Raw genomic sequence first — 20,475 nt, 5'->3', positions numbered from 1 at the left:
GCTGACTACCAGCTGGCGACGAGGGCGCTGACCACGGGGACCGGGTGCAGCAGGCGCCAGCCCGGACCCGGGTCGGTCAGACTGCTGTCGAGCTCCAACGTCGACGAGACGCTCTCCCCGAACGCATCCACCGTGACCCGGCCGATCTTGGCTCCCGCACGCCCCGTCGTGACGTCGTCGAGCGTCACGACAGGGTCGGTGCCGGCGGCGGCCTGCCAGCCGAAGCGGGTCTTGGGGGTGGCGACGACGGCATCGGCCGAATCGCCCCACGCCGTCGTGAGGGTCGCGTATCCGTCACCCTCCGCCAGGATCGGAAGCTCCGTGACCCCCGCCCGCGCCGAGGCCATCAGGGCCGTCAGGTCGGCCGTGAGGGTGTCGTAGTCCGGTTCGCCCAGGAAGGCACCCGCGAAGGTGAAGGCCTTCTCGCCGGCGACGACGGTGCCGGTGAACAGGAAGCAGACCCCGCCGGATTCGGTGTAGCTGCGCGAGATACCGGTGATCCCCTCTTCGGGCAGATACTCCGTGGTGTTCCTGACGCCGCGCTGGCCGACCAGAGCGGATGCCGGCTGCGCGATGATGTCCGCGACCACGGGGTTCGTCGCGGCCAGGCCCGCGACGCGCGCCAAGTCGGTGCCGGTCCCGGCGCTGCCGTCGAGGAGGCCGTTGGCGTCGACCACCGTGGTGTTCGGCATGCCGTTGGCGGCCAGCCAGGCGTTGGCGGCGATGAGGTAGGCGTCGACGGAGCCGAACGCCCAGCGGGCCAGGGTGTCGGCGTGGTTATTGCTGGAGCCGAGGATCATGGCCTGCAGCATCTCGCGCTCGGTCCAGCTCTCGCCGGGAAACACGATGACGGTGCGGGCATCCTGGGCCGTGTAGTCGAGGTAATCCTGGTAGTCGGCGGTGACCAAGGAGTAGGCCGGTCCGGGTTCGCCGGCCGCGAGGGGCTTGGCGTCCAGCACGACGAGGGCCGTGATGATCTTGGCGGCGGATGCCATCGGCACCGGGTCGCTGCCGCCGCCGATGGCAATGGTGTCCACGCCGAGCGTCGCGGGTGCGGGCTCGACGGGGTCGCCGCCGGTCGCGGTGTCGTTCGTAGCGGTGTCGTCCGTAGCGGTGTCGTCCACCGCGGTGACGGCGAGCAGCCCACTGGAGCCGGCGGCGGGCAGCACCGGGGTGGACGCCGGCACGGCACTGTTCGGAGCGGTGACGGTGACCGTGGCGCTGGGCAGCGGGCCGAGCAACGTGGCCGGCCCATACACCCCGATCATCAAGATCACGAGAGTTCCTACCGAGATACCGAGGACACGGCCAGGTCGAAATCTACTCATGGTTCAGGGTAGCCGACCGCGCTCAGGCTGCGGCTCACGCCCAACCCAGCTCGTGCAGCCTGTCGTCGTCGATGCCGTAGAAATGCGCGATCTCGTGAACGAGGGTCACGTGAACCTCGTCGCGCAGCTCGTCCAGATCCTCGACGATGGCCAGCAGCGGTTCGCGGAACAGAATGATGCGGTCGGGCATCTCACCGAAACCGTACTGGCCGCGTTCGGTGAGGGCGACGCCGTCGTAGAGGCCCAGGGTGTCCAGGGTGCCGTCCTCTGGACGGTCCTCGACGACGAAGATCACGTTCTCGAGGCCGTCGACCATGTCGTCGGGGAGCAGATCGAGCTGATCGATGACGAGTCGTTCGAAGTCGTCGTGGCTGAGCGTGAGCATCCACTCAGCATGCCATGTGGCGCACGCAAAAAGTCCCGGCCTGTTGGGCCGGGACTTCTTGTTTCATTGGGGTGAGTAACGGGGCTTGAACCCGCGACCTCCTGGACCACAACCAGGCGCTCTACCAGCTGAGCTATACCCACCAAGTGCCGCTCCGCTTTCTCAAGCGAAGGCAACTCAAGAATTCTATTACACGTTTTGGGTGAAGATGTTCACAACGGCCGTTGCGTGCGATTTTGCTTCCGCACTCGTGGGTCCGGGGTCGGCCACGAACACGCTCTTGCGGTAGTAGGCGAGCTCACGGATGGACTCGAGGATGTCGGCGAGGGCGCGGTGGCCGCCGTCCTTGGCGGGTGCGTTGAAGTAAGCCCGCGGGAACCAGCGGTGGGCGAGTTCCTTGATCGAGGACACGTCGACGTTGCGGTAGTGCAACTGCTTGTCCAGGCGCGGCATGTACCGGGTCAGGAACGCCCGGTCGGTGCCGATCGAGTTTCCGGCCAGGGGCGCGCGCTGGTCTTCGGGGACGAAACGCAGGACGTACTCGAGCACCTGGTACTCAGCCTCGGCCACACTCACGCCGTTGGGGATCTCCTCGATCAGGCCGGAGGAGGTGTGCATGTTGCGCACGAAGTCGCCCATGTTCGCCAGGGCGGAGGCGTCGGGCTTGATCACGATGTCGAGGCCGGGGTCGAGAATGTTGAGGTCGAAGTCGGTGACGACCACCGCAATCTCCACCAATTCGTCATTGTTGATGTCGAGCCCGGTCATTTCACAATCGATCCATACCAACCGGTCACTGCTGTTTGTCATGGGGCGAGTCTAGCGGTGGGCCCCGACGCGGCTCCCTGATCGGCTCGCCGCCCGGCGCTCGTAGACTGATGACGATGCTTACAACACTCGCCATCCTGCTTCTGCTCAACGCCGTCTGGAACGTCGTGGTCTGGCCGCGCTTCTACAAGAGGGTCAGTCAGGACGGCAGGGCGCGGGATGAGTCCGGCAAGCCGACGTCGTTCCTGATCGTGCACGCGGTGCTGGTCGGGGTGTCGCTGCTGCTGGCCGCGGTTTCCGCGGTTGTGGCCGTTCTCGCCTTGGTCAACGGTTAGGAGCCCTCATGGAACTCATTTTCTTCTCCTCGGCATTCTGTGAGCCGTGCCTGCAGACCCGCGCCGTTCTGGCCGAGGTCGAACGGCTGGTGCCGGCCGCCACGGTGCGCGAGCTCGATGTGGCGCACGACAATGCCGAGGCCGAGGCCGCCGGAATCCGCAACACCCCCACTATCATCGTGCAGAACACCGCCGGCGACGAGGTGTTCCGCGCCACGGGCGTTCCGACCCTCGCTCAGGTGCTCGTCGCAACGGCCAAGGCGCTCTGAACGCGCCGCCGCGAGGGCAGCGGTCCGGACTGCGGTATCGTTGAAGCGCTATGCGCCCCCGTAGCTCAGGGGATAGAGCAGGAGCCTTCTAATCTCTTTGTCGCAGGTTCGAATCCTGCCGGGGGCACAGCACAACCCCGCCGGTCCTGCCGGCGGGGTTGGTTTTTTCTGGGCGGCGGGACTCAGGCCTTCTGCACCGTGATGGTCCATGCCGCGCTGCCGACCCTGTCGAAGTTCGTCACGGGGTAGCCGGCCTCCGCCGCCCACCGCGGCAGTGCATCCGTCGCCTGGGTGCAGTCGAAGTTGATCACCAGCTCGTCGCCGATCGCCAGCAGGGCGATGGCTTCCTTGGCCTCCACGAGGGGGAACGGGCAGACCTGGCCGTTGGTTTCGAGAACGTGCTGAGCCATGATGGTTGTCTCCTTGCTGATCGGAACGGGGTGCTGCTAGGAAGTGGAGCGATCACCGGACCGTCACGAGCGCACCGATGCAGGTGCGGGCGCGGCGGGCGCGGATGCCTGGCCGGCGGCCGCCAGCCGGGCCTTGGACGGTCCCGTGATGAACAGCCGGGTCGCAGCGCCCACTCCCACGATCATGAACCCGAACGCCACCCAGCCCTGCAGCTGGAAGGTGGCGGTGTTGACCATCGCGTTACCGATGGTGCAGCCGCCGGCCAGGCTGGCGCCGATGCCCATCAGCGCACCGCCGCCGATGCTGCGCACAGTGGTGAGCGCATCGGGAATCCGCACCCGGAATTCGCCGCTGGCCTTCGCGGCGATGAAGGAGCCCAGCAGGATGCCGATGACGAGGTAGACGCCCCAGTCGATCACTTCGGCGTCGCCGGCGACGAGGTAGTTGACGATGTTCGACGAGGGGCCCGTGATGCCCAGGCCCGCCTCGCGGCCGGTTGCCCAGCTGAGCGGCCACGCCACAATGGCGAGGACTCCGATGACCAGGGCGGTGCTGAAGGCGCCCCACTGCTTCTCGAAGAGTAGGTGGGCGATGCCCGTCCTGCGAGCGGGCAGGGTGGCCATCGGTGCGGCCGGACGGCGACGCAGGTGGTGGCGGGCCAGTGCGGCCACGGCCACGGCGAGAACCGCCACGAGGAGCCATGGTGACACGCCGAGGAGGCCGTGCACCGTGGACGCCTCGACGGTGACGCCGCGGGCGGCCGTAACGGCGGGGGCGAGCGCACCGGTCTTGGACACGGCGGAGAACAGAGCGTAGAAGATCAGGGCCAGCCAGCTGCCCACCAGGCCCTCACCGGCGCGGTAGTACGTTCCCGTCGCGCAACCGCCGGCCAGAACGATGGCAAAGCCGAAGATGAAGGCTCCGCCGATGGTGGAGAGCCATGGGAACGGGCTGGAAGACAGCGAGATGACGCCCAGGGCGTCGAGGGTGAAAACCCCCACGCTCTGCACGGCGATGACGATGAGGAACGCGGTGAGCCATCTCGTGTTGCCCGTGACCCACAGGTCCCGGAACGCCCCCGTGACACAGAACCGCCCCCGCTGCATGACAAATCCGAGGGCTATCCCCACGAGCAATCCGGTGACCAGCATGCAGCTTCCCCATTCGTTTCACCTCCGACGTGATGTCGGAAGCACCTCCGACGCTACGAGTTCGGCCGAGCGGCTCGGTCCAATGAGTCGCCGTGTGACCGGGCGGATGTGCAGGCGTCCTTCAGACATCCGCCCGCCGCGACTTGATAGATTCGTCAGATGCGAGAACAACAGGTGCGAATCATCAAGGAACTGCACGTGACCCCGGTCATCGACCCGGCCGCCGAGATTCGGCGGCGCATCGACTTCCTTAAGGACTACCTGCTTGCCAGCGGGGCGAAGGGGCTGATCCTCGGGATCAGCGGGGGACAGGACTCGTCCCTGGCCGGGCGTCTGTGCCAGCTGGCGATCGAAGAGCTCACCGTCGAGGGGCATGCCCTCCGGTTCGTGCCGGTGCGCCTGCCGTACGCGGTGCAGCGCGACGAGGACGACGCCCAACTCGCCCTGGAGTTCATTAATCCTGACTCGAACCTCACGTTCAACATCCAGCGTGCGGTGGATGGCTTCGAAGCCGAATTCGCCGTCAGCACCGGTACCCCGATGCCGGACTTCGACAAGGGCAACGTCAAGGCGCGCGCCCGGATGATCGCGCAGTACGCTCTCGCCGGCGCCCAGGGCCTGCTCGTGGTCGGCACCGACCATGCGGCGGAGGCGGTCACCGGGTTCTTCACCAAGTTCGGTGACGGCGGCGCGGATCTGCTGCCGCTGACCGGTCTGACCAAGCGCCAGGGCCGGCAGTTGCTGATGGCGCTCGGCGCCCCGGAGCAGCTCTACCTGAAGGCCCCGACCGCTGACCTGCTCGACGACAACCCCGGACAGACCGACGAGGCGAACCTGGGAATGCAATACGAGCACATCGACGACTTCCTCGAGGGCAAGCCCGTAGCGGACCACGTCGCCGAGGCCATTGAGCGGCGCTACCTGCGCACCGAGCACAAGCGCCAGGTGCCGGCATCCCTGTTCGACGACTGGTGGAAGTAGTCCGATCCGGCCCGCCGGTCCGCCGCTCTGTGAGCCGCAGCCTGGCAGCGAAAAACGCCGGTCCGCGTGAGCGGACCGGCGTTTTTCTGGATAGCGGGAACTAGGGGTGCGGCAGCGGCGCTGGACGCACTTCGAGGGCCTGAACGTCGTCCAGGAGGCGCTGGGTCTCCGTAGACGGAGACGCGGCCGGCGACGACACGGCCCCGGGGGGAGCCGCAGCGGGGACATAGCCGAGCGGCTGCGCGGTCGGAGCCTGTGCCGGTGCGGCGGGGGTCGCGAACTGGTCGTGGTGCTGCTTCGCCACCCAGGCATCCTGCTCGGCCAGGAGGCTCTTCTCGGTGGAGGTGTTCTGCGACTTCCAACGCTCGAGGTCGCCCTGGAAGATCTTGCGGGCCCGGGACGGCTTGTTCTGCCAGTCGATGAGGCGGTCGCGGAACTCCACGAGGGCCGGCTCGAGCTGGTAGCCGAAGGTAGCCGAGGTGCGCTTGAGCTCGGCGAGCTGGTGCGCTGCCCAGTCCGCCGCGACGCTCGATCCCTTGATCGGCAGCAGCCGGATCTGGATGTCGGCCATGCCAACGGCACGGTCGTTCATCACCTGCTCCTGCGGGGTGAGCGAGTTCCACACGGATGCCTCGGTCGCGGCATCCACGATCGATCCGATGGCCGCGGCCCGCAGCTCGCGATCGTGCTGGGCGAGCAGGCGCTTGATGGCCCCGCGTGCGATCCAGGCCGCCAGAAGGCTGGCCACGATAATGGCGACGATCAGCACGATTGCGCTGAAAATCATGGGCTGGTTCCTGGTCGCTGTGAGCCAGGTTACGAAATCATTCCACCACTGCATGTGCGGAACGCTACCTCGTGGGCCGGCGCATCCTAGGGAACCGTGGCGGCGTGGCCGATACGCGGTGTCAAACCGAGACTCCGGCGCGGTCAGGCCGTCCGGCCGGCCGGCGCGCTGGTCGACCGCTCGAGGGCGTCGCGACTGAGCATTGCGGCACCCGCCACGGCGGAGGGCATGGCCACGATTGCGAAGAACGGCACGAGGAACAGCAGGTAGGACGCCGCTCCGAAGCCCAGCGCGATGCCGCGTCGCGTGCGCAGGGCGCGACGACGTTCGCGCACAGTGAACCCCCGAGCGTCGAAGGCGAATCCGGTGAGCTCGACCGCCAGCAACCAGCCGCCCAACAGGGCGCCGAGCACCGCCACCATGATCGGCCCCACCAACGGAATGAAGCCACAGGCCAACAGGAGCAGGCCCACACCGACGGCGGGGATCAGGAGCCGGAGGCCGTCGCCGATGGCACGGCCCAGGGATCCCCAGAAGCCGCGCTCCGGTGCGGTGGGTGGGTTGCCGAGGTCGGTCTCGACGGCGCGCCAGATGCGTTCGTAGAACGGGTCGCCGACGATCAGGGTCACGGCAGTGAACGTGTAGACCACGAAGAGGGCGGCCACGAGCACGAAGACCAGCGCCGCAGCCACCCGCGTCGTGAGGATGACGGGCTCGGCCCAGCCGTCGGCGAACGGGGTCGCCCACGTGACGATCGAGGTGAGGTTGACGAGCAGAAGCACGATGCCGACGAGGTACACGGCACCGACCGCCACCGCCGGCAGCGCGCCGAGCAGCATCAGCTTCGGGGAGGTGATCCACATGCCGAAACCACGACCCAGGTACCCCACCCCCGCCAGGAGGTCGGGAACCAGCCCCTGCCGGGCCGGAACTGGGGGGACGGGAGTGGGCTGGGGCAACATCGTTTCAGCGTACCGGGGTGGGTACGGCGGAGTCAGCGAAAGCAGTCAGCCGCGTCATCGATGCGCCAGAAGGCACCGAGCTCGATGCGCCTGGTGGGCATCACCAGGCGCCGGGCGAGGTACCGCTCGCCGTCGGCGTGCGTCTCACGCTCGATGTGCCCCAGTACCGCGCCGGACCGGTCGACGACCCGCCACAGCCCGTCGCGCACGGCGACCAGGCTGGGACCGCTCGACCGGGCGGAGTTGCTCGGCCGGGCCGGGCCGGCGGCGTGGGCGATGGTCGTGCGTCGTGCGGTCGCGGGGAGAACAGTCCGGGGTTGGACAGCTCTGGCTGCAGTGCTCATGGTGGCAGTGCTCATGGCGGAAGTGCTCATGGTGGCAGTGCTCATGGTCCCAGTGCTCATGGTGTGCTCCAATGCGAGGGCGGATGCCGTTGGCCTTACCGTAGAACCGGCCACCGACATCCACCCCTCGCCCCTGCCTGGGACCGGCGTGGGTTAGTTCATGCCGGTGCCGTGTACCGCGTACGGCTCGATGGCGGCGATCTCATCGGCGTCCAGCGCCGGCGCCTCGAGCGCCGCCACGGTCTGCTCGAGCTGGCCGATGCTGCTGGCCCCCACGAGCACGCTGGTGACCTGCGGTTGGCGCAGGATCCAGGTGACCGCGAGCTGGGCCAGGGTCTGGCCGCGGTCGGCCGCAATGGTGTTCAGGGCGCGGGCGCGCTCGAGGTAGGTCGCGTTGAGGGAGCTCTCGTTCAGGAACCGGCTCGTGGCCACCCGGGAGTCCGACGGCACCGCACCGTCGAGGTAGCGGTCGGTGAGCAGGCCCTGGGCGAGGGGGGAGAACACGATGCTGCCCATGCCGAGGTCGTCGAGCACCGGGAAGAGTCCCTCTTCGATGTGCCGGTCGAACATCGAGTAGCGCGGCTGGTGGATCAGCAGCGGGATCTTGTGCTCGGCCAGGGCGGCGTAGGCCGCTACGGTCTGCTCCGGGCTGTAGTTCGAGATGCCCGCGTAGAGGGCCTTGCCCGACTGCACCGCGGTGGCCAGGGCGCCCATGGTCTCCTCGATAGGGGTCTCGGGATCGGGGCGGTGGGAGTAGAAGATGTCGACGTAGTCCATTCCCAGCCGGCCGAGGCTGGCATCCAGCGACGACAGCAGGTATTTTCGCGAGCCGAAGTCGCCGTAGGGGCCTGCCCACATGTCGTAACCGGCCTTGCTGGAGATGATCATCTCGTCGCGATACCCACGGAAGTCCTCGGCGAAGATGCGCCCGAAGTTGGTTTCGGCGGAACCGGGAGGCGGGCCGTAGTTGTTGGCCAGGTCGAAGTGCGTCACGCCGAGGTCGAATGCCCGGCGCAGGATGCCGCGCTGGGTGTCGATCGGGCGTTCGTGGCCGAAGTTGTGCCACAACCCCAGCGACAGGGCGGGCAGCTTCAGGCCGCTGCGCCCGGTTCGGCGGTAGGGCATCTCGGAATAACGGTTCTCTGCAGCATCGAAGGTCATGGTCTCACTCTAGATCCGCGCTTCCTCCCCAGGCGGCTGCGGCTCGGGTTCTGCACACCCTGGACAGCCGGCCCCAGAGGAGGTGCCGGAACGGGGAGGGTGAATGCAGCGCGGCCCGGGAACACGAACCCGGCACGAGGACTGCTCCCGGGTCGCGTTCGATACCTCCATCAGCCTCGTGCCGCCCAGGAGACTCCCGTGACCGACACCATAGCCCTGACCGGAATCGTGGCCACCACCCCGCGGCACCTCGTCACCAGTTCCGGCCTGGCCATCACCTCATTCCGGCTGGCCTGCCGGCAACGCCGTTACGACAGGGTGAAGAACGCCTGGGTGGACGCCGACACCAATTGGTACACCGTCTCCAGCTTTCGGCAGCTCGCCCACAACGTGGAGCGGTCGGTGCACAAGGGCGAGCCGGTGCTCGTGACCGGGCGCCTGCGCATCCGGGACTGGGAGAACGAGGACCGTACGGGCACCTCGGTGGAGGTGGAGGCCGACGCCGTGGGCCACAACCTGGCCTGGGGAACGACGGCGCTGATGCGAACCACCGCCCCGTCCGCCGCCGAGCAGCGGGATGCCGACCCAGCGGGCGGCGCAACGGGCGGCGCCACGGGCGGCACAGCGGGCGGCACTGCGGGCGAGGCCACGGCCGCGCCGGCCGAACCGGATGCCGCGCCGGCCGAACCGGATGCCGCGCCGGCCGAACCTGACACCGGGCAGGGGGAATCGGAAACACGGTCCGCTTAGACTCGACTTCTCGGTCGCAGCGTGCGGCGGTGGGGGAGGACTACGCGTGGCCTGGATTTTGGACGCACCCGTGCGGCACAGCCGCAGAGCGACGATCTGGGCAACATGTCTTGTCCTCGGCCTGGGCCTGGCCGGATGCTCCGCCGCCCCCGTCGACCGCCCGACGCCGACAGCGACAGCGCCCGCGACCGCAAGCCCAACCCCGACGGAGGTTGCTCCGCCGGCGCTCATGCCTGAGGGCACCGCCGCCGAGAACCTGCCCTACTTCGACTCGGTCATCACCGCGGCGCTCGCCGCCGACCCCAACGTCGCCGGCCGCAGCTACATCGACGCCCTGGTCGCCGCCGGCTTCGACAAGACAACGATGGAGGTCACCGCCGACACCACCACCAAGGGTGAACCGGCGGACTCCATCCAGTTCTCCGTGAACATCGCCGGAGAGTGCCTGATCGGCCAGAACGGTCCCTCCACCGGCGGCTACCACAGCGTCGTCGCCCCCCTGCTCGCAACCGGAACGTGTCTCGTGGGAGCCACGCGCCAAATAGACTGGTAAACACTATGGCTGAATTCATTTACTCGATGGTGCGTGCGCGCAAGGCAATCGGCGACAAACTCATCCTCGACGACGTCACAATGTCGTTCTTCCCCGGAGCCAAGATCGGTGTGGTGGGCCCCAACGGTGCCGGTAAGTCCACGATCCTGAAGATCATGGCCGGGCTCGATACCCCGAGCAACGGTGAGGCCAGGCTTTCGCCGGGCTACTCCGTCGGCATCCTCATGCAGGAGCCGGAGCTCGACGAGACCAAGACCGTGCTGGAGAACGTGCAGGAAGGCGTTGGCCCGATCAAGGCCAAGGTTGACAGGTTCAACGAGATCAGCGCCGCGCTGGCCGAACCCGACGCGGACTTCGACACCCTGCTCGCCGAAATGGGAACCCTGCAGGAAGAGATCGACGCCGCCGACGCCTGGGACCTCGATTCCCAGCTCGAGCAGGCCATGGATGCGCTGCGCACCCCGCCGGGCGACTACCCCGTCGTCGACCTCTCCGGTGGTGAGAAGCGCCGCGTGGCGCTCTGCAAGCTCCTGCTGCAGAAGCCCGATCTGCTCCTCCTGGACGAACCGACTAACCACCTCGACGCCGAAAGCGTGCTGTGGCTCGAGCAGCACCTCGCCAAGTACCCCGGCGCCGTGCTCGCCGTCACCCACGACCGGTACTTCCTCGACCACGTGGCCGAGTGGATCGCCGAGATCGACCGCGGCCACCTGTACCCCTACGAGGGCAACTACTCCACCTACCTGGAGAAGAAGCAGGAGCGCCTGCAGGTGCAGGGCAAGAAGGACGCCAAGCTTTCCAAGCGTCTCGCCGAGGAACTCGAATGGGTGCGCTCCAACGCAAAGGGCCGTCAGGCCAAGTCGAAGGCCCGCCTGGCCCGCTACGAGGAGATGGTGAACGAGGCCGAGCGCGGACGCAAGCTCGACTTCGAAGACATCCAGATCCCCGTCGGCCCCCGCCTGGGCGCCCAGGTCATCGACGCCAAGAAGCTCAAGAAGGGCTTCGGCGACCGGGTGCTGGTCGAAGATCTCTCCTTCACCCTGCCGCGTAACGGCATCGTCGGCGTGATCGGCCCGAACGGTGTCGGTAAGACGACATTGTTCAAGACCATCGTGGGCCTCGAGCCGCTGGATGCCGGTGACCTCAAGATCGGCGAGACCGTCGACATCTCCTACGTCGACCAGAGCCGTGGCGGCATCGACCCGAACAAGTCGCTGTGGGAGGTCGTCTCCGACGGCCAGGACTACATCCAGGTCGGCAAGACCGAGGTGCCGTCTCGCGCCTACGTGTCCACGTTCGGCTTCAAGGGCCCCGACCAGCAGAAGAAGGCCGGTGTGCTCTCCGGTGGTGAGCGCAACCGCCTGAACCTGGCGCTGACGCTCAAGCAGGGCGGCAACCTGTTGCTGCTCGACGAACCGACTAACGACCTCGACGTCGAAACCCTCGGTTCGCTCGAGAACGCGCTGCTCGAGTTCCCCGGCTGCGCCGTGGTCATCACTCACGACCGGTGGTTCCTCGACCGCATCGCCACGCACATCCTCTCGTATGAGGGCACCGCTGAGGCGCCGGGGAACTGGTACTGGTTCGAGGGCAACTTCGAGTCCTACGAGCAGAACAAGATCGAGCGACTAGGCCCGGACGCGGCCAAGCCGCACCGGTCCGCATACCGCAAACTGACGCGCGACTAGGAACCCCATGCGGCTGCACGTTCCCATCCGGCTGCGCTGGTCGGACCTCGACGCCTACGCCCACGTGAACAACGCCGAGATGCTGCGCCTCCTCGAGGAGGCGCGCATCCAGGCGTTCTGGGTCAACGACGAGGCGGCCGGTGCATCGGGTGCGCGGGGAACCGCGGTGCTGGACGGGCGGCCGGGGGCGGCGACGCTGACCCTGATCGCCCGGATGGAGATCGAGTACCTCGCGCCGATCCCGTATCTGCGGGAGCCCATCGACGTGCAGCTGTGGATCGGCAAGCTCGGCGGCGCAAGCCTTGACGTGTGTTACGAGGTATACGGACCGGCCGGGCAGGAGTCCGCGCGGCTGTACGCCCGCGCGACCACCACGATCGTGCTGGTGGACGCGGCGACGGAGCGCCCCCGCAAGATCAACGACGTCGAACGAGCCGCCTGGACCCCATACCTGGAGCCCGCGGTCCCCTTCACCCGCAAGTAGCCCCGTTCACGAGCGTGAACGGGTCAGCCGGCGAGGACCTTGTCGCCGTCGAGGGTGACCGTGACCGCCGGGAGGGGCTCGGTGGCTGGTCCCTGGAGGACCGCGCCGGTGGCGGTGTCGAAGAGAGACATGTGGCAGGGGCAGTTCAGGCCCTTCTTCTCCGGAACCACGATGCAGCCCTGATGGGTGCAGATGGCGCTGAACGCCACGACCTCGCCGGCGGTGGGCTGCGACACGATGATCTGCGCACCGTCGAACATGACAGCGATGGCGCCGCCAACGGGGATGTCGGAGAGTACCGCGACCTCGGCGGGTGAGGCCGTGCCGGCGTCGGTATCCGTGTTCGGGTCGCCGGATGCGCAGGCGGCCAGGGCCAGGGCGGTACCGGCGCCTCCGGCGACGAGCAGGGTGCGGCGGGTGAGGTCAGCGTCGTGGGTCATGATGCTCCTACTGGCTCGGACAGGTTGGGCTGCAGCCTAGTCACGGGGCTTGGGAACCCGCACCATGCCCTCCTGGGCCACCGTGGCCAGCAGCAGGCCTTCGCGGCTGTAGATGCTGGCGGTGGACAGTCCCCGGCCGCCCTGGGCGGAGGGGGAGTCCTGCACGTACAGCATCCACTCGTCGACCCGGCCGAAGCGGTGCCACCACATGGCGTGGTCGAGGCTGGCGACCTTGAGGCCCGGGGTGGCCCAGGGCAGGCCGTGCCGGCGCATAACGGGTTCCATGATCGAATAGTCGCTGACGTAGGCGAGTGCGGCGCGGTGCAGGTCGGGGTCGTCGGGGATGGGCTCGAAGGTCTTCATCCAGATCATCTGCTTGCTGGTGTGCTCGCCGTCCACGGTGAGGTAGATCGACGAGGGCACGTGGCGCATGTCGAACGGGCGGTCGTTGGCCCAGGCCCGCGCGAAGTCGTGGTCGATGTGACCGAGGGTGTCTGCCGTGGTCGGCAGGGATTCGGGGTCGGGCAGGTCGGTCGGCATCTCGATGTGATGCTCGAGACCCTCGTCGGTGTCCTGGAACGACGCGATCATCGACAGGATCGGCACGCCGTTCTGGTACGCCTGGGTGCGTCGAGTGGAGAACGAACGGCCGTCGTGGATGCGGTCGACCGAGAAGGTGATCGGGTGGTTGACGTCGCCGGGGCGCAGGAAGTAACCGTGCATGGAGTGCACGTTTCGTTCGTCGGGCACTGTGCGCATGGCGGCGACGAGGGACTGCGCGAGCACCTGGCCGCCGAAGACGCGACCTTGTGGCATCCACTGCGAGGGGCCGGTGAAGATGTCCTCACTGGTGCGGGCACCGGTGTCGGTCAGGTCGAGAGCGGCCAGAAGACCCTCCAGCGGTGCGTGCATGCTGCCTCCTTGTTCGAGCTCGGGTCCCCGGGACACCGACGTACCTTGGTAGTTTAGACAGCAGATGAGCCAGTCATTTTCCCTCTCAGATTCCCTGTCCCTCGGCGACCTCCGGGTCTACCTTTCGCGCGCCAGCCGGGTGGAGGACGGATCGGTGCGGCTCGTCTCCGCGGCGGGCGTGCTCGCCGTGTACACGGCGATCCTGTACCCGCGTGGTCTGCTGGACTCGAGCCCCACGGTGTTGGGCCTGCGCACCTTCGCGCTCACCGAACCTGTTGACCTCGACGTCGTCGTTCCGGTGCGGTCGCTGTTGGATCGGCTGCTGCGCCTCGAGGCCGCCGTCACCGACGCGGATGCTCCGGTCACCGTCACCGTGCCGCTGCAGGTATCCTCGGTCACCTGGGCGGGCATCACGCCGCCGAAGGGAGGCTGGACATCCCATGGCAGCGCCTCACCGGCTGTGCTGGAGGGCGCCGCCCGCGAGGGCATCGCCGAAGTCGCGTCCGTCATCCCGACCGGCACCGGTGAGCAGATCGTCCAACGGGTACGGTCCGAGGTCTGGGGCCGCCCGATCGAGGCCCTGGACTTCGTACCCGCCGGTGCCGGGTTCGCCGCGGTGAGCCTGGGCTTCCTCGCGGCGGATGAGCCGGTGCAGCTCTTCGAGACCGGCCCCTGGACGCGTCTGAGCACAGCCCGCGGCCACATTCTGGTACGCCGCAAGCCCTGGTCCTTGCGCGCCTGACGCTCCACCCGGGTGCGGGACGGGTTAGAGCGCGGCGGCGACGGCTCGACCGGCGGTGCGGCCGGAGAACAGGCAGCCGCCGAGGAAGGTGCCCTCCAGCGAGCGGTAGCCGTGCACGCCGCCGCCGCCGAAGCCGGCGGCCTCGCCTGCCGCGTAGAGTCCGGGGACCGGTTGCCCGTCGGCTCGGAGAGCCCGGGCGGAGAGGTCGGTTTCGATGCCGCCCAGGCTCTTCCTTGTGAGCAGGTGCAGCTTCACCGCGATCAGCGGCCCGTTGGCGCGGTCGAGCAGCTTGTGCGGGCTCGCCACCCGAATGAGCCTGTCGCCGCGATAGTGCCTGGCCTGGCGAATCGCGTTGATCTGGGCATCCTTGCTGAAGTCGTTGTCGAGCTCCCTGTCGCGGGCCAGAATCTCCCGTTCCACCTGCGCGGCATTGATGCGCACCTCGGGGGAATGCTGCTGCATGCCCTTGATCAGCTGGTGCAGGGTATCGGCCACCACGAAGTCCTCACCCTTGCTCTTGAACGCTTCCACCGGGCCGGGCGCGCCCGATCCGAGCCGCTGGGCGAGCAGGCGCAGGTCCTTGCCGGTGAGGTCGGGGTTCTGTTCGCTGCCCGAGAGGGCGAACTCTTTCTCGATGATCTTCTGGGTCAGCACAAACCAACTGTGCTCGTGGCCGGTCTTGAGCAGGTATTCCATCGTGCCGAGGGTGTCGAAACCGGGAAACAGCGGGGCCGGCAGGCGTTTTCCGGTGGCGTCCAGCCACAGGGATGACGGGCCGGGCAGAATGCGGATGCCGTGGGCCGGCCAGACCGGGTCGTGGTTGACGATGCCCTCGGTGTAGTGCCACATACGGTCGCCGTTGATCAGTCGGGCGCCGGCCTTCTCGGTGATCCCGAGCATCCGGCCGTCGACATGGGCGGGCACACCGGAGAGCAGCTTCGCGGGTGCCGGTCCCAGCCGGGCCGGCCACTGGGCGCGCACCAGGTCGTGGTTGCCGCCGATCCCACCGCTGGTGACGATCACCGCGGACGCCCGCAGCTCGAACTCGCCGACGATCTCCCGGCTGCTGGCCTGACCGCGCGCCGCAGCGCTCGGGATGAGCAGGCTGCCCCGCACTCCCGCCACGGCGCCTCCCTCGACGATCAACTCGTCGACGCGATGCCGGTGCAGGGTGGTGACCAGGCCGGCGCGCACCCCTTCACGGACCCTGGTGATGAACGGCTCCAGGATCGCGGGCCCGGTTCCCCAGACGATGTGGAAGCGTGGTACCGAGTTGCCGTGTTCCAGGGCGGTGTAACCGCCACGTTCGGCCCAGCCGACGACCGGGAAGAACGTCACGCCGCGTTCCTTGAGCCAGGCCCGCTTCTCGCCGGCGGCGAAGTTGAGGTACGCCTCGGCCCACCGGGTCGGCCAGTAGTCCTCACCGCGATCGAACCCGGCGCTGGCGAACCAGTCCTGCCGGGCCAGAGCCAGGGAGTCCGTGACTCCCATTCGGCGTTGTTCGGGGGAGTCGACCAGGAACAGCCCGCCGAACGACCACCAGGCCTGACCGCCGAGCGAGGCGGCGTTCTCCTGGTCGACGAGCAGCACCCGTTTCCCCGCCTCCACGAGTTCGGCCGTGGCCACCAGGCCGGCCAGGCCAGCCCCCACCACGATCACGTCGGCGGAGGTGTTCGGATGCGTGGGCAGGCCGGGGCGGGCTGGGCTCATGGTGACTCCATTGTCAGTGAGGGTGCTGCGGGGCGGATGGTGCGGTTCGAGTGTTACGCGTCGAAGGTGTTGACCATAGCGTGTGCGGCTCGCTCGAGGTAGTCCCACAGGGTGGCGCGTTGCAGCGGGGGCAGGTCGCAGGAGTCGACGGCGTTCCGCATGTGCAGCAACCAGCGGTCCCGGGAATCCGGGTTCACCTTGAAAGGCTGGTGACGCTGGCGGAGCCGCGGGTGTCCGCGTTGCTCGCTGTAGGTGCCCGGCCCGCCCCAGTACTGCTCGAGGAAACCGGTCAGCCGCTCCGCAGCGGGGCCAAGGTCCTCCTCAGGGTACATCGGTTTGAGGACCGGGTCGCCGGCGACGCCCCGGTAGAACTCGGCGACGAGCTTCTCGAAGAACGGCCGGCCGCCGACCTCCTGGTAGAACGACGGGCTCACGGCGGCGGCGTTCTCGCTCGACCGAAGGTGTACTCCGAGCGGGATGTTGTCACTTGTCATCGGGCTTCTCCTGTTCGGTGGCCGCTGCGCCGCCTGGCGTGCCGGTCGATCCGGAATCGGGCTGCTGGTCCGTCGCGGGCTTCTTCGGCCGGCGCGGGGCACGAACCCGGCGGGCGGGCACGGGCTGTTCGAAGGGCGCCGTGTCGGTGCTCGGGAGCGCGGCGGCGGCCTGGGCCGCTGCATCCACCGGGGCGCCGTCTGCCGCGCCGTCACCGTTGTTGCTTCCGGCGGACACCGATCCGTCGGCCGCGGCCATCACCACGCTGTTGAGCGGGGTGAGTCCTGAGCCCATCCCGTCGAGGGCTTTCTTGAGATGGAGCCGCAGGTCACGGGCGAAGTCCCAGCGGGCGCCCACCCGGGTGCGCACGACCAGGCGCACAACGAGGGCCTCCGCCGAGATGGATTCGAGGCCCCAGATCTCGGGCTTGCCGAGCATCGCCCCGCGCCACTTGCGGCTGGACGCCAAGGCTCGGGCGACCTTGAGCAGTTCGGCCTGCACGGCCTCGACATCCGACGAGTAGGGGATGGCAAGGTCGACGATGACGCGGGCCCAGCCCTGGGACATGTTTCCGGTGCGCAGGATCTCGCCGTTCCGGACGAACCAGAGGGTGCCCTCGATGTCGCGCACCTGGGTGATGCGGATGCCGACGGACTCGACGACTCCGGTGGCCAGGCCGAGGTCCACCACGTCGCCCACGCCGAGCTGGTCTTCCATCACCATGAAGAGACCGTTGAGCACGTCCTTCACGATGTTCTGGGCGCCGAAACCCAGGCCGGCGCCGAGAGCGGCGGTGAGCAGGGCGAATGACCCGAGGATGTTCTCGTTGATCGTCGTGACGATCAGCAGGGTGGTCACGATGACGACCAGGACGTTGACGATATTGGTCAATACCGACCCGAGTGTGCGGGTGCGCTGCACGACACGCACGGCGGTGACCGGTGACACGTCCAGCGACTGGGTGTCGTCGACGTTCTGGCCCTTCTTCACCCCGGACACGATCTGCGTGACGACCCGCCTGATCACGAAGAGCAACACCCAGCGGGCGACCAGCGCGAAGATGATGATGACGACGACCTGCACGATGGTCAGGTTCCAGATGTAGTCGGCCGTAGCCCAAAAAGTGTCCCAGTTCATAGATCGACCAGTCTACCGAGCGCCGACTCGGCGCTTCCTGAAGGTGCCATACGACAACGGCGCCGCCACGATGAAAATCATCGAAGGCGGCGCCGTTGTCCGGTGGTGCCGGCGGACTACTCCTGGTCGCGGGCCTGCACGCGCAGGCTGCGTTCGACGCCGGCGAGGTTCTCCACCACGAGACGGCGAAGCGCCGCGGGCTCCGGGTTGGCGTCCAACCACGCCCGGGTCGCGTCGACCAGGGCCTGGTTCGACAGCGGCGACGGGTAGAGGCCCACGATCAGCTTCTCGGCGATGGAGTAGCTGCGCTCGGCCCACACCTTCTGCAGCACATCGAAGTACTGGCCGACGAACGGCTCGAGCAGGCTCGTGTCGTGTGCGCGCAGGAATCCGGCGGCGGTGACCCGCACGATGGTGTTCGGTGCGGTGTCCACGTCGATCAGCGAGGCCCAGGCTGCCTGCTTGCCTTCGATGGTGGGGATCGCGGCGCGCGCGTTGGCGGCGGACTGGGCACCGGTGGCGGTGTTGTCCGCGGCCAGGGCGGAGGCGATCTCCGCCTCACCGGCTTCGCCGCCGGCGACCAGCGCCGCGAGCAGCTCCCAGCTGAGGTCGGTGTCGATGTCCAGGCCCGGCAGCTTGAACGAACCGGTGCGAAGGCCCGCAACGGCGGCCAGCTGGGCCGGCGTCTCGGCGACGGAGGCGAAGAACTTCACAAACTGGAACTGAGCATCACTGCCGGCCTCTGCGCCCTGGGCCAAGGCCCAGAGTGCGTCGCCGACCGAGGCGACGGTGGCGTCGCGGTGCTCCGGGGCCACGTAATACTGCGCGGCGAGGGACACCTGGCCGAGAACCGTGCGGAGCGTCGTCGACTCGGTCTCGGTGGCGACGTTGCCCAGCACCAGCTTCACGAAGTCGCGCGGCGAGGTCTCGGCGTCGCGGGTGGCGTCCCAGACGGAGCCCCAGACCAGCGAGCGGGCCAGCGGGCTCTCGATCGCTGCGAGGTGCTCGAGCGCCACGGCGTGCGAGGCGGGGTCGAGGCGCACCTTTGCGTAGGCGAGGTCGTCGTCGTTGAGCAGGATCAGATCGGCACGGGTACGACCGACGAGTTCCGGCACATCCGTCTGCACGCCGTCGACGTCGAGTTCGACGCGGTGGGTGCGCACCAGGGCGCCGTCGACCAGGTCGTAGAACCCGATCGCGAGGCGGTGCGGGCGGATGGTGGGGTAATCCTCGGTTGCGGTCTGCAGCACGGCGAACGCGGTGATGACCCCGGCATCGTCGACCTCGATCTGCGGGCGCAGGGTATTGACGCCGGCGGTTTCGAGCCAGAGGGCGGCCCAGCCGGAGAGGTCACGGCCGCTGGCGGCCTCGAGCTCGACGAGCAGGTCGGAGAGCTCGGTGTTGCCCCAGGCGTGCTTCTTGAAGTAGGAGGCGACGCCGGTGAAGAACGCGTCGATGCCGACCCAGGCGACGAGCTGCTTGAGAACGGATCCGCCCTTGGCGTAGGTGATGCCGTCGAAGTTGACCTGCACGTCTTCGAGGTCGGTGATGGTGGCCACGACCGGGTGGGTGGAGGGCAGCTGGTCCTGACGGTACGCCCAGCTCTTCTCCATTGCCGCAAAGGTGGTCCAGGCTTCGGTCCACTCGGTGGCCTCGGCGGTGGCGATGGTGGATGCCCACTCGGCGAACGATTCGTTCAGCCACAGGTCGTTCCACCACTTCATGGTGACCAGGTCGCCGAACCACATGTGCGCCAGCTCGTGCAGGATCGTGACGACCCGGCGTTCCTTGATCGCGTCGGTGACCTTGGAACGGAAGACGTAGGTCTCGGTGAAGGTGACCGCGCCGGCGTTCTCCATCGCGCCGGCGTTGAACTCCGGCACGAACATCTGGTCGTACTTGTCGAACGGGTACGGGAAGTCGAACTTCTCCTCGAAGTAGGCGAAGCCCTGGCGGGTCTTCTCGAAGATGTAGTCGGCATCCAGGTACTCGAACAGGCTCTTGCGGCTGAACAGGCCCAGCGGAATGATGCGGCCGTCGCTGGAGGTGAGCTCGCTGCGCACCACGGCGTACGGACCGGCCACGAGGGCGGTGATGTAGCTGGAGATTGTGTGGGTGGGTTCGAACGCCCAGGTCTTGTTGCCGTTGCCGGCATCCGTGGGCTCTGGCGTGGCCGAGTTGGAGATGACCTCCCAGGCGCCGGGCGCGGTGACGGTGAAGGTGAAGGCGGCCTTGAGGTCGGGCTGCTCGAACACCGCGAAGACGCGGCGGGAGTCTGGCACCTCGAACTGGCTGTACAGGTACACCTCGTTGTCGACGGGGTCGACGAAACGGTGCAGGCCCTCGCCGGTGTTCGTGTACGCGGCGTCGGCGACGACGGTGAGCACGTTCTCGGCCGCGAGGTCGTCAAGCTGAATGCGGACGCCGTCGCTGACGACAGCCGGGTCAAGCGAGGCGCCGTTGAGGGTGACGCTGTGCACACTCTCGGTGATCGCGTCGATGAAGGTCGAGCTACCGGCCACGGCGCTGAAGGCGACCGTGGTGGTGCTGGCGAAGGTCGTGGGACCCGTCGTCAGGTCAAGGGTGACGTCGTAACTGGTCACGCTGACGAGCGCTTTGCGCTCCTGGGCTTCGATCCTGGTGAGGTTTTCTCCGGGCAACGGTTTCTCCATCTTCGTTTCGCGA

The 20,475-nt window shown here is 67.8% G+C and carries 23 protein-coding genes and 2 tRNA genes; 9 read left to right on the top strand and 16 right to left on the bottom strand.

Annotation, left to right across the window (positions count from 1 at the left end; translation table 11 throughout):
• Positions 1 to 5 precede the first annotated feature (5 nt).
• The 4 genes from E3T22_RS11240 to orn form a co-directional block, all read right to left on the bottom strand.
• Entirely contained in the window at positions 6 to 1,268 is a 1,263-nt protein-coding gene (locus tag E3T22_RS11240) for a D-alanyl-D-alanine carboxypeptidase family protein (protein ID WP_241980152.1), read from the bottom strand.
• A 94-nt stretch (positions 1,269 to 1,362) separates the two neighbouring features.
• On the bottom strand, positions 1,363 to 1,713 hold the full coding sequence (locus E3T22_RS11235) for a metallopeptidase family protein (protein ID WP_103432014.1): 351 nt from the start codon (positions 1,711 to 1,713) through the stop codon (positions 1,363 to 1,365).
• A 67-nt stretch (positions 1,714 to 1,780) separates the two neighbouring features.
• A tRNA-His gene (locus E3T22_RS11230) sits at positions 1,781 to 1,856 on the bottom strand.
• A 46-nt stretch (positions 1,857 to 1,902) separates the two neighbouring features.
• Positions 1,903 to 2,523: an oligoribonuclease gene (orn, locus tag E3T22_RS11225; protein WP_088456424.1), complete on the bottom strand. Its 621-nt coding sequence runs from the start codon at positions 2,521 to 2,523 to the stop codon at positions 1,903 to 1,905.
• Positions 2,524 to 2,597: 74 nt separating this feature from the next.
• Here orn and E3T22_RS11220 point away from each other — a divergent pair, with 74 nt between their 5' ends.
• From E3T22_RS11220 to E3T22_RS11210, 3 genes are all read left to right on the top strand, one after another.
• A complete protein-coding gene (locus E3T22_RS11220) occupies positions 2,598 to 2,816 on the top strand; it encodes an SCO4848 family membrane protein (RefSeq protein WP_088456423.1) in 219 nt (72 codons plus the stop codon).
• Positions 2,817 to 2,824: 8 nt separating this feature from the next.
• On the top strand, positions 2,825 to 3,085 hold the full coding sequence (locus E3T22_RS11215; RefSeq protein ID WP_134480136.1) for a thioredoxin domain-containing protein: 261 nt from the start codon (positions 2,825 to 2,827) through the stop codon (positions 3,083 to 3,085).
• Positions 3,086 to 3,139: 54 nt separating this feature from the next.
• A tRNA-Arg gene (locus tag E3T22_RS11210) sits at positions 3,140 to 3,212 on the top strand.
• Between the two features lie 55 nt (positions 3,213 to 3,267).
• Here the strand turns inward: E3T22_RS11210 and E3T22_RS11205 are convergent.
• Positions 3,268 to 3,495, bottom strand: coding sequence for a sulfurtransferase TusA family protein (locus E3T22_RS11205; RefSeq protein WP_134480134.1), 228 nt, complete (start codon positions 3,493 to 3,495; stop codon positions 3,268 to 3,270).
• Between the two features lie 63 nt (positions 3,496 to 3,558).
• The gene (locus E3T22_RS11200; protein WP_103479573.1) at positions 3,559 to 4,647 is read right to left on the bottom strand and encodes a YeeE/YedE family protein; all 1,089 of its coding nucleotides are present in this window, start codon (positions 4,645 to 4,647) and stop codon (positions 3,559 to 3,561) included.
• A gap of 159 nt (positions 4,648 to 4,806) precedes the next feature.
• On the opposite strand from E3T22_RS11200, the gene nadE reads away from it, so the two are divergent.
• A complete protein-coding gene (gene nadE, locus E3T22_RS11195) occupies positions 4,807 to 5,628 on the top strand; it encodes an ammonia-dependent NAD(+) synthetase (RefSeq protein ID WP_088456419.1) in 822 nt (273 codons plus the stop codon).
• A 100-nt stretch (positions 5,629 to 5,728) separates the two neighbouring features.
• Here nadE and E3T22_RS11190 read toward each other — a convergent pair whose 3' ends face one another.
• The 4 genes from E3T22_RS11190 to E3T22_RS11175 form a co-directional block, all read right to left on the bottom strand.
• Complete coding sequence (locus tag E3T22_RS11190) at positions 5,729 to 6,415, bottom strand: hypothetical protein (RefSeq protein ID WP_240632189.1); 687 nt, start codon at positions 6,413 to 6,415, stop codon at positions 5,729 to 5,731.
• A gap of 143 nt (positions 6,416 to 6,558) precedes the next feature.
• Positions 6,559 to 7,377 (bottom strand): EI24 domain-containing protein, encoded by an 819-nt coding sequence (locus tag E3T22_RS11185; protein ID WP_134480132.1) that lies wholly within the window; start codon positions 7,375 to 7,377, stop codon positions 6,559 to 6,561.
• 32 nt (positions 7,378 to 7,409) lie between these two features.
• Positions 7,410 to 7,781 (bottom strand): hypothetical protein, encoded by a 372-nt coding sequence (locus E3T22_RS11180; RefSeq protein ID WP_134480130.1) that lies wholly within the window; start codon positions 7,779 to 7,781, stop codon positions 7,410 to 7,412.
• A gap of 93 nt (positions 7,782 to 7,874) precedes the next feature.
• Positions 7,875 to 8,882 (bottom strand): aldo/keto reductase, encoded by a 1,008-nt coding sequence (locus E3T22_RS11175; protein ID WP_134480128.1) that lies wholly within the window; start codon positions 8,880 to 8,882, stop codon positions 7,875 to 7,877.
• 198 nt (positions 8,883 to 9,080) lie between these two features.
• Here E3T22_RS11175 and E3T22_RS19215 point away from each other — a divergent pair, with 198 nt between their 5' ends.
• The 4 genes from E3T22_RS19215 (at position 9,081) to E3T22_RS11155 (ending at position 12,357) form a co-directional block, all read left to right on the top strand.
• Positions 9,081 to 9,632 carry a single-stranded DNA-binding protein gene (locus E3T22_RS19215; RefSeq protein WP_194087751.1) on the top strand — a complete coding sequence of 184 codons (552 nt, stop codon included), beginning with the start codon at positions 9,081 to 9,083 and terminating at the stop codon, positions 9,630 to 9,632.
• Positions 9,633 to 9,861: 229 nt separating this feature from the next.
• Positions 9,862 to 10,185 carry a hypothetical protein gene (locus tag E3T22_RS11165; RefSeq protein WP_370291363.1) on the top strand — a complete coding sequence of 108 codons (324 nt, stop codon included), beginning with the start codon at positions 9,862 to 9,864 and terminating at the stop codon, positions 10,183 to 10,185.
• 5 nt (positions 10,186 to 10,190) lie between these two features.
• Positions 10,191 to 11,873 (top strand): energy-dependent translational throttle protein EttA, encoded by a 1,683-nt coding sequence (gene ettA / locus E3T22_RS11160; RefSeq protein ID WP_088456413.1) that lies wholly within the window; start codon positions 10,191 to 10,193, stop codon positions 11,871 to 11,873.
• Positions 11,874 to 11,880: 7 nt separating this feature from the next.
• Positions 11,881 to 12,357 (top strand): thioesterase family protein, encoded by a 477-nt coding sequence (locus tag E3T22_RS11155; RefSeq protein ID WP_088456412.1) that lies wholly within the window; start codon positions 11,881 to 11,883, stop codon positions 12,355 to 12,357.
• Positions 12,358 to 12,380: 23 nt separating this feature from the next.
• Here the strand turns inward: E3T22_RS11155 and E3T22_RS11150 are convergent, their stop codons facing one another.
• Entirely contained in the window at positions 12,381 to 12,797 is a 417-nt protein-coding gene (locus tag E3T22_RS11150) for a ubiquinol-cytochrome c reductase iron-sulfur subunit (RefSeq protein ID WP_134480126.1), read from the bottom strand.
• 36 nt (positions 12,798 to 12,833) lie between these two features.
• Positions 12,834 to 13,709, bottom strand: a complete 876-nt coding sequence (locus E3T22_RS11145; RefSeq protein WP_174776234.1) for an acyl-CoA thioesterase II — start codon at positions 13,707 to 13,709, stop codon at positions 12,834 to 12,836.
• A 64-nt stretch (positions 13,710 to 13,773) separates the two neighbouring features.
• Here E3T22_RS11145 and E3T22_RS11140 point away from each other — a divergent pair, with 64 nt between their 5' ends.
• The gene (locus E3T22_RS11140; protein ID WP_088456410.1) at positions 13,774 to 14,451 is read left to right on the top strand and encodes a hypothetical protein; all 678 of its coding nucleotides are present in this window, start codon (positions 13,774 to 13,776) and stop codon (positions 14,449 to 14,451) included.
• A gap of 24 nt (positions 14,452 to 14,475) precedes the next feature.
• Here the strand turns inward: E3T22_RS11140 and E3T22_RS11135 are convergent, their stop codons facing one another.
• The 4 genes from E3T22_RS11135 to pepN form a co-directional block, all read right to left on the bottom strand.
• Entirely contained in the window at positions 14,476 to 16,161 is a 1,686-nt protein-coding gene (locus E3T22_RS11135) for an FAD-binding dehydrogenase (protein ID WP_134408752.1), read from the bottom strand.
• Positions 16,162 to 16,214: 53 nt separating this feature from the next.
• Entirely contained in the window at positions 16,215 to 16,655 is a 441-nt protein-coding gene (locus E3T22_RS11130; RefSeq protein WP_088456408.1) for a globin, read from the bottom strand.
• Positions 16,645 to 17,790, bottom strand: a complete 1,146-nt coding sequence (locus E3T22_RS11125) for a mechanosensitive ion channel family protein (protein WP_134408751.1) — start codon at positions 17,788 to 17,790, stop codon at positions 16,645 to 16,647. The genes E3T22_RS11130 and E3T22_RS11125 overlap by 11 nt, the downstream gene beginning before the upstream one ends.
• Positions 17,791 to 17,906: 116 nt before the next feature.
• Positions 17,907 to 20,450 carry an aminopeptidase N gene (pepN, locus tag E3T22_RS11120; protein WP_134408750.1) on the bottom strand — a complete coding sequence of 848 codons (2,544 nt, stop codon included), beginning with the start codon at positions 20,448 to 20,450 and terminating at the stop codon, positions 17,907 to 17,909.
• Between the last annotated feature and the right edge of the window lie 25 nt (positions 20,451 to 20,475).

It is taken from the genome of Cryobacterium sp. TMB3-10 (assembly GCF_004402305.1).
Classification (GTDB): Bacteria; Actinomycetota; Actinomycetes; order Actinomycetales; family Microbacteriaceae; genus Cryobacterium; species Cryobacterium zongtaii.
This window is presented reverse-complemented; position numbering and strand designations above follow the sequence as displayed.

Excerpts from the sequence above, each read along its gene's own strand:
- E3T22_RS11140 (WP_088456410.1), top strand. The coding sequence starts at position 13,774 with ATGAGCCAGTCATTTTCCCTCTCAGATTCCCTGTCCCTCGGCGACCTC.
- E3T22_RS11200 (WP_103479573.1), bottom strand. The coding sequence starts at position 4,647 with ATGCTGGTCACCGGATTGCTCGTGGGGATAGCCCTCGGATTTGTCATG.
- E3T22_RS11130 (WP_088456408.1), bottom strand. The coding sequence starts at position 16,655 with ATGACAAGTGACAACATCCCGCTCGGAGTACACCTTCGGTCGAGCGAG.
- E3T22_RS11135 (WP_134408752.1), bottom strand. The coding sequence starts at position 16,161 with ATGAGCCCAGCCCGCCCCGGCCTGCCCACGCATCCGAACACCTCCGCC.
- E3T22_RS11150 (WP_134480126.1), bottom strand. The coding sequence starts at position 12,797 with ATGACCCACGACGCTGACCTCACCCGCCGCACCCTGCTCGTCGCCGGA.
- E3T22_RS11235 (WP_103432014.1), bottom strand. The coding sequence starts at position 1,713 with ATGCTCACGCTCAGCCACGACGACTTCGAACGACTCGTCATCGATCAG.
- E3T22_RS11185 (WP_134480132.1), bottom strand. The coding sequence starts at position 7,377 with ATGTTGCCCCAGCCCACTCCCGTCCCCCCAGTTCCGGCCCGGCAGGGG.
- E3T22_RS11215 (WP_134480136.1), top strand. The coding sequence starts at position 2,825 with ATGGAACTCATTTTCTTCTCCTCGGCATTCTGTGAGCCGTGCCTGCAG.
- E3T22_RS11165 (WP_370291363.1), top strand. The coding sequence starts at position 9,862 with ATGCCTGAGGGCACCGCCGCCGAGAACCTGCCCTACTTCGACTCGGTC.
- E3T22_RS11190 (WP_240632189.1), bottom strand. The coding sequence starts at position 6,415 with ATGATTTTCAGCGCAATCGTGCTGATCGTCGCCATTATCGTGGCCAGC.
- E3T22_RS11220 (WP_088456423.1), top strand. The coding sequence starts at position 2,598 with ATGCTTACAACACTCGCCATCCTGCTTCTGCTCAACGCCGTCTGGAAC.
- nadE (WP_088456419.1), top strand. The coding sequence starts at position 4,807 with ATGCGAGAACAACAGGTGCGAATCATCAAGGAACTGCACGTGACCCCG.
- E3T22_RS11240 (WP_241980152.1), bottom strand. The coding sequence starts at position 1,268 with ATGATCGGGGTGTATGGGCCGGCCACGTTGCTCGGCCCGCTGCCCAGC.
- ettA (WP_088456413.1), top strand. The coding sequence starts at position 10,191 with ATGGCTGAATTCATTTACTCGATGGTGCGTGCGCGCAAGGCAATCGGC.
- E3T22_RS11205 (WP_134480134.1), bottom strand. The coding sequence starts at position 3,495 with ATGGCTCAGCACGTTCTCGAAACCAACGGCCAGGTCTGCCCGTTCCCC.
- E3T22_RS11155 (WP_088456412.1), top strand. The coding sequence starts at position 11,881 with ATGCGGCTGCACGTTCCCATCCGGCTGCGCTGGTCGGACCTCGACGCC.
- E3T22_RS11125 (WP_134408751.1), bottom strand. The coding sequence starts at position 17,790 with ATGAACTGGGACACTTTTTGGGCTACGGCCGACTACATCTGGAACCTG.
- E3T22_RS11180 (WP_134480130.1), bottom strand. The coding sequence starts at position 7,781 with ATGAGCACTGGGACCATGAGCACTGCCACCATGAGCACTTCCGCCATG.
- E3T22_RS11145 (WP_174776234.1), bottom strand. The coding sequence starts at position 13,709 with ATGCACGCACCGCTGGAGGGTCTTCTGGCCGCTCTCGACCTGACCGAC.
- orn (WP_088456424.1), bottom strand. The coding sequence starts at position 2,523 with ATGACAAACAGCAGTGACCGGTTGGTATGGATCGATTGTGAAATGACC.
- E3T22_RS11175 (WP_134480128.1), bottom strand. The coding sequence starts at position 8,882 with ATGACCTTCGATGCTGCAGAGAACCGTTATTCCGAGATGCCCTACCGC.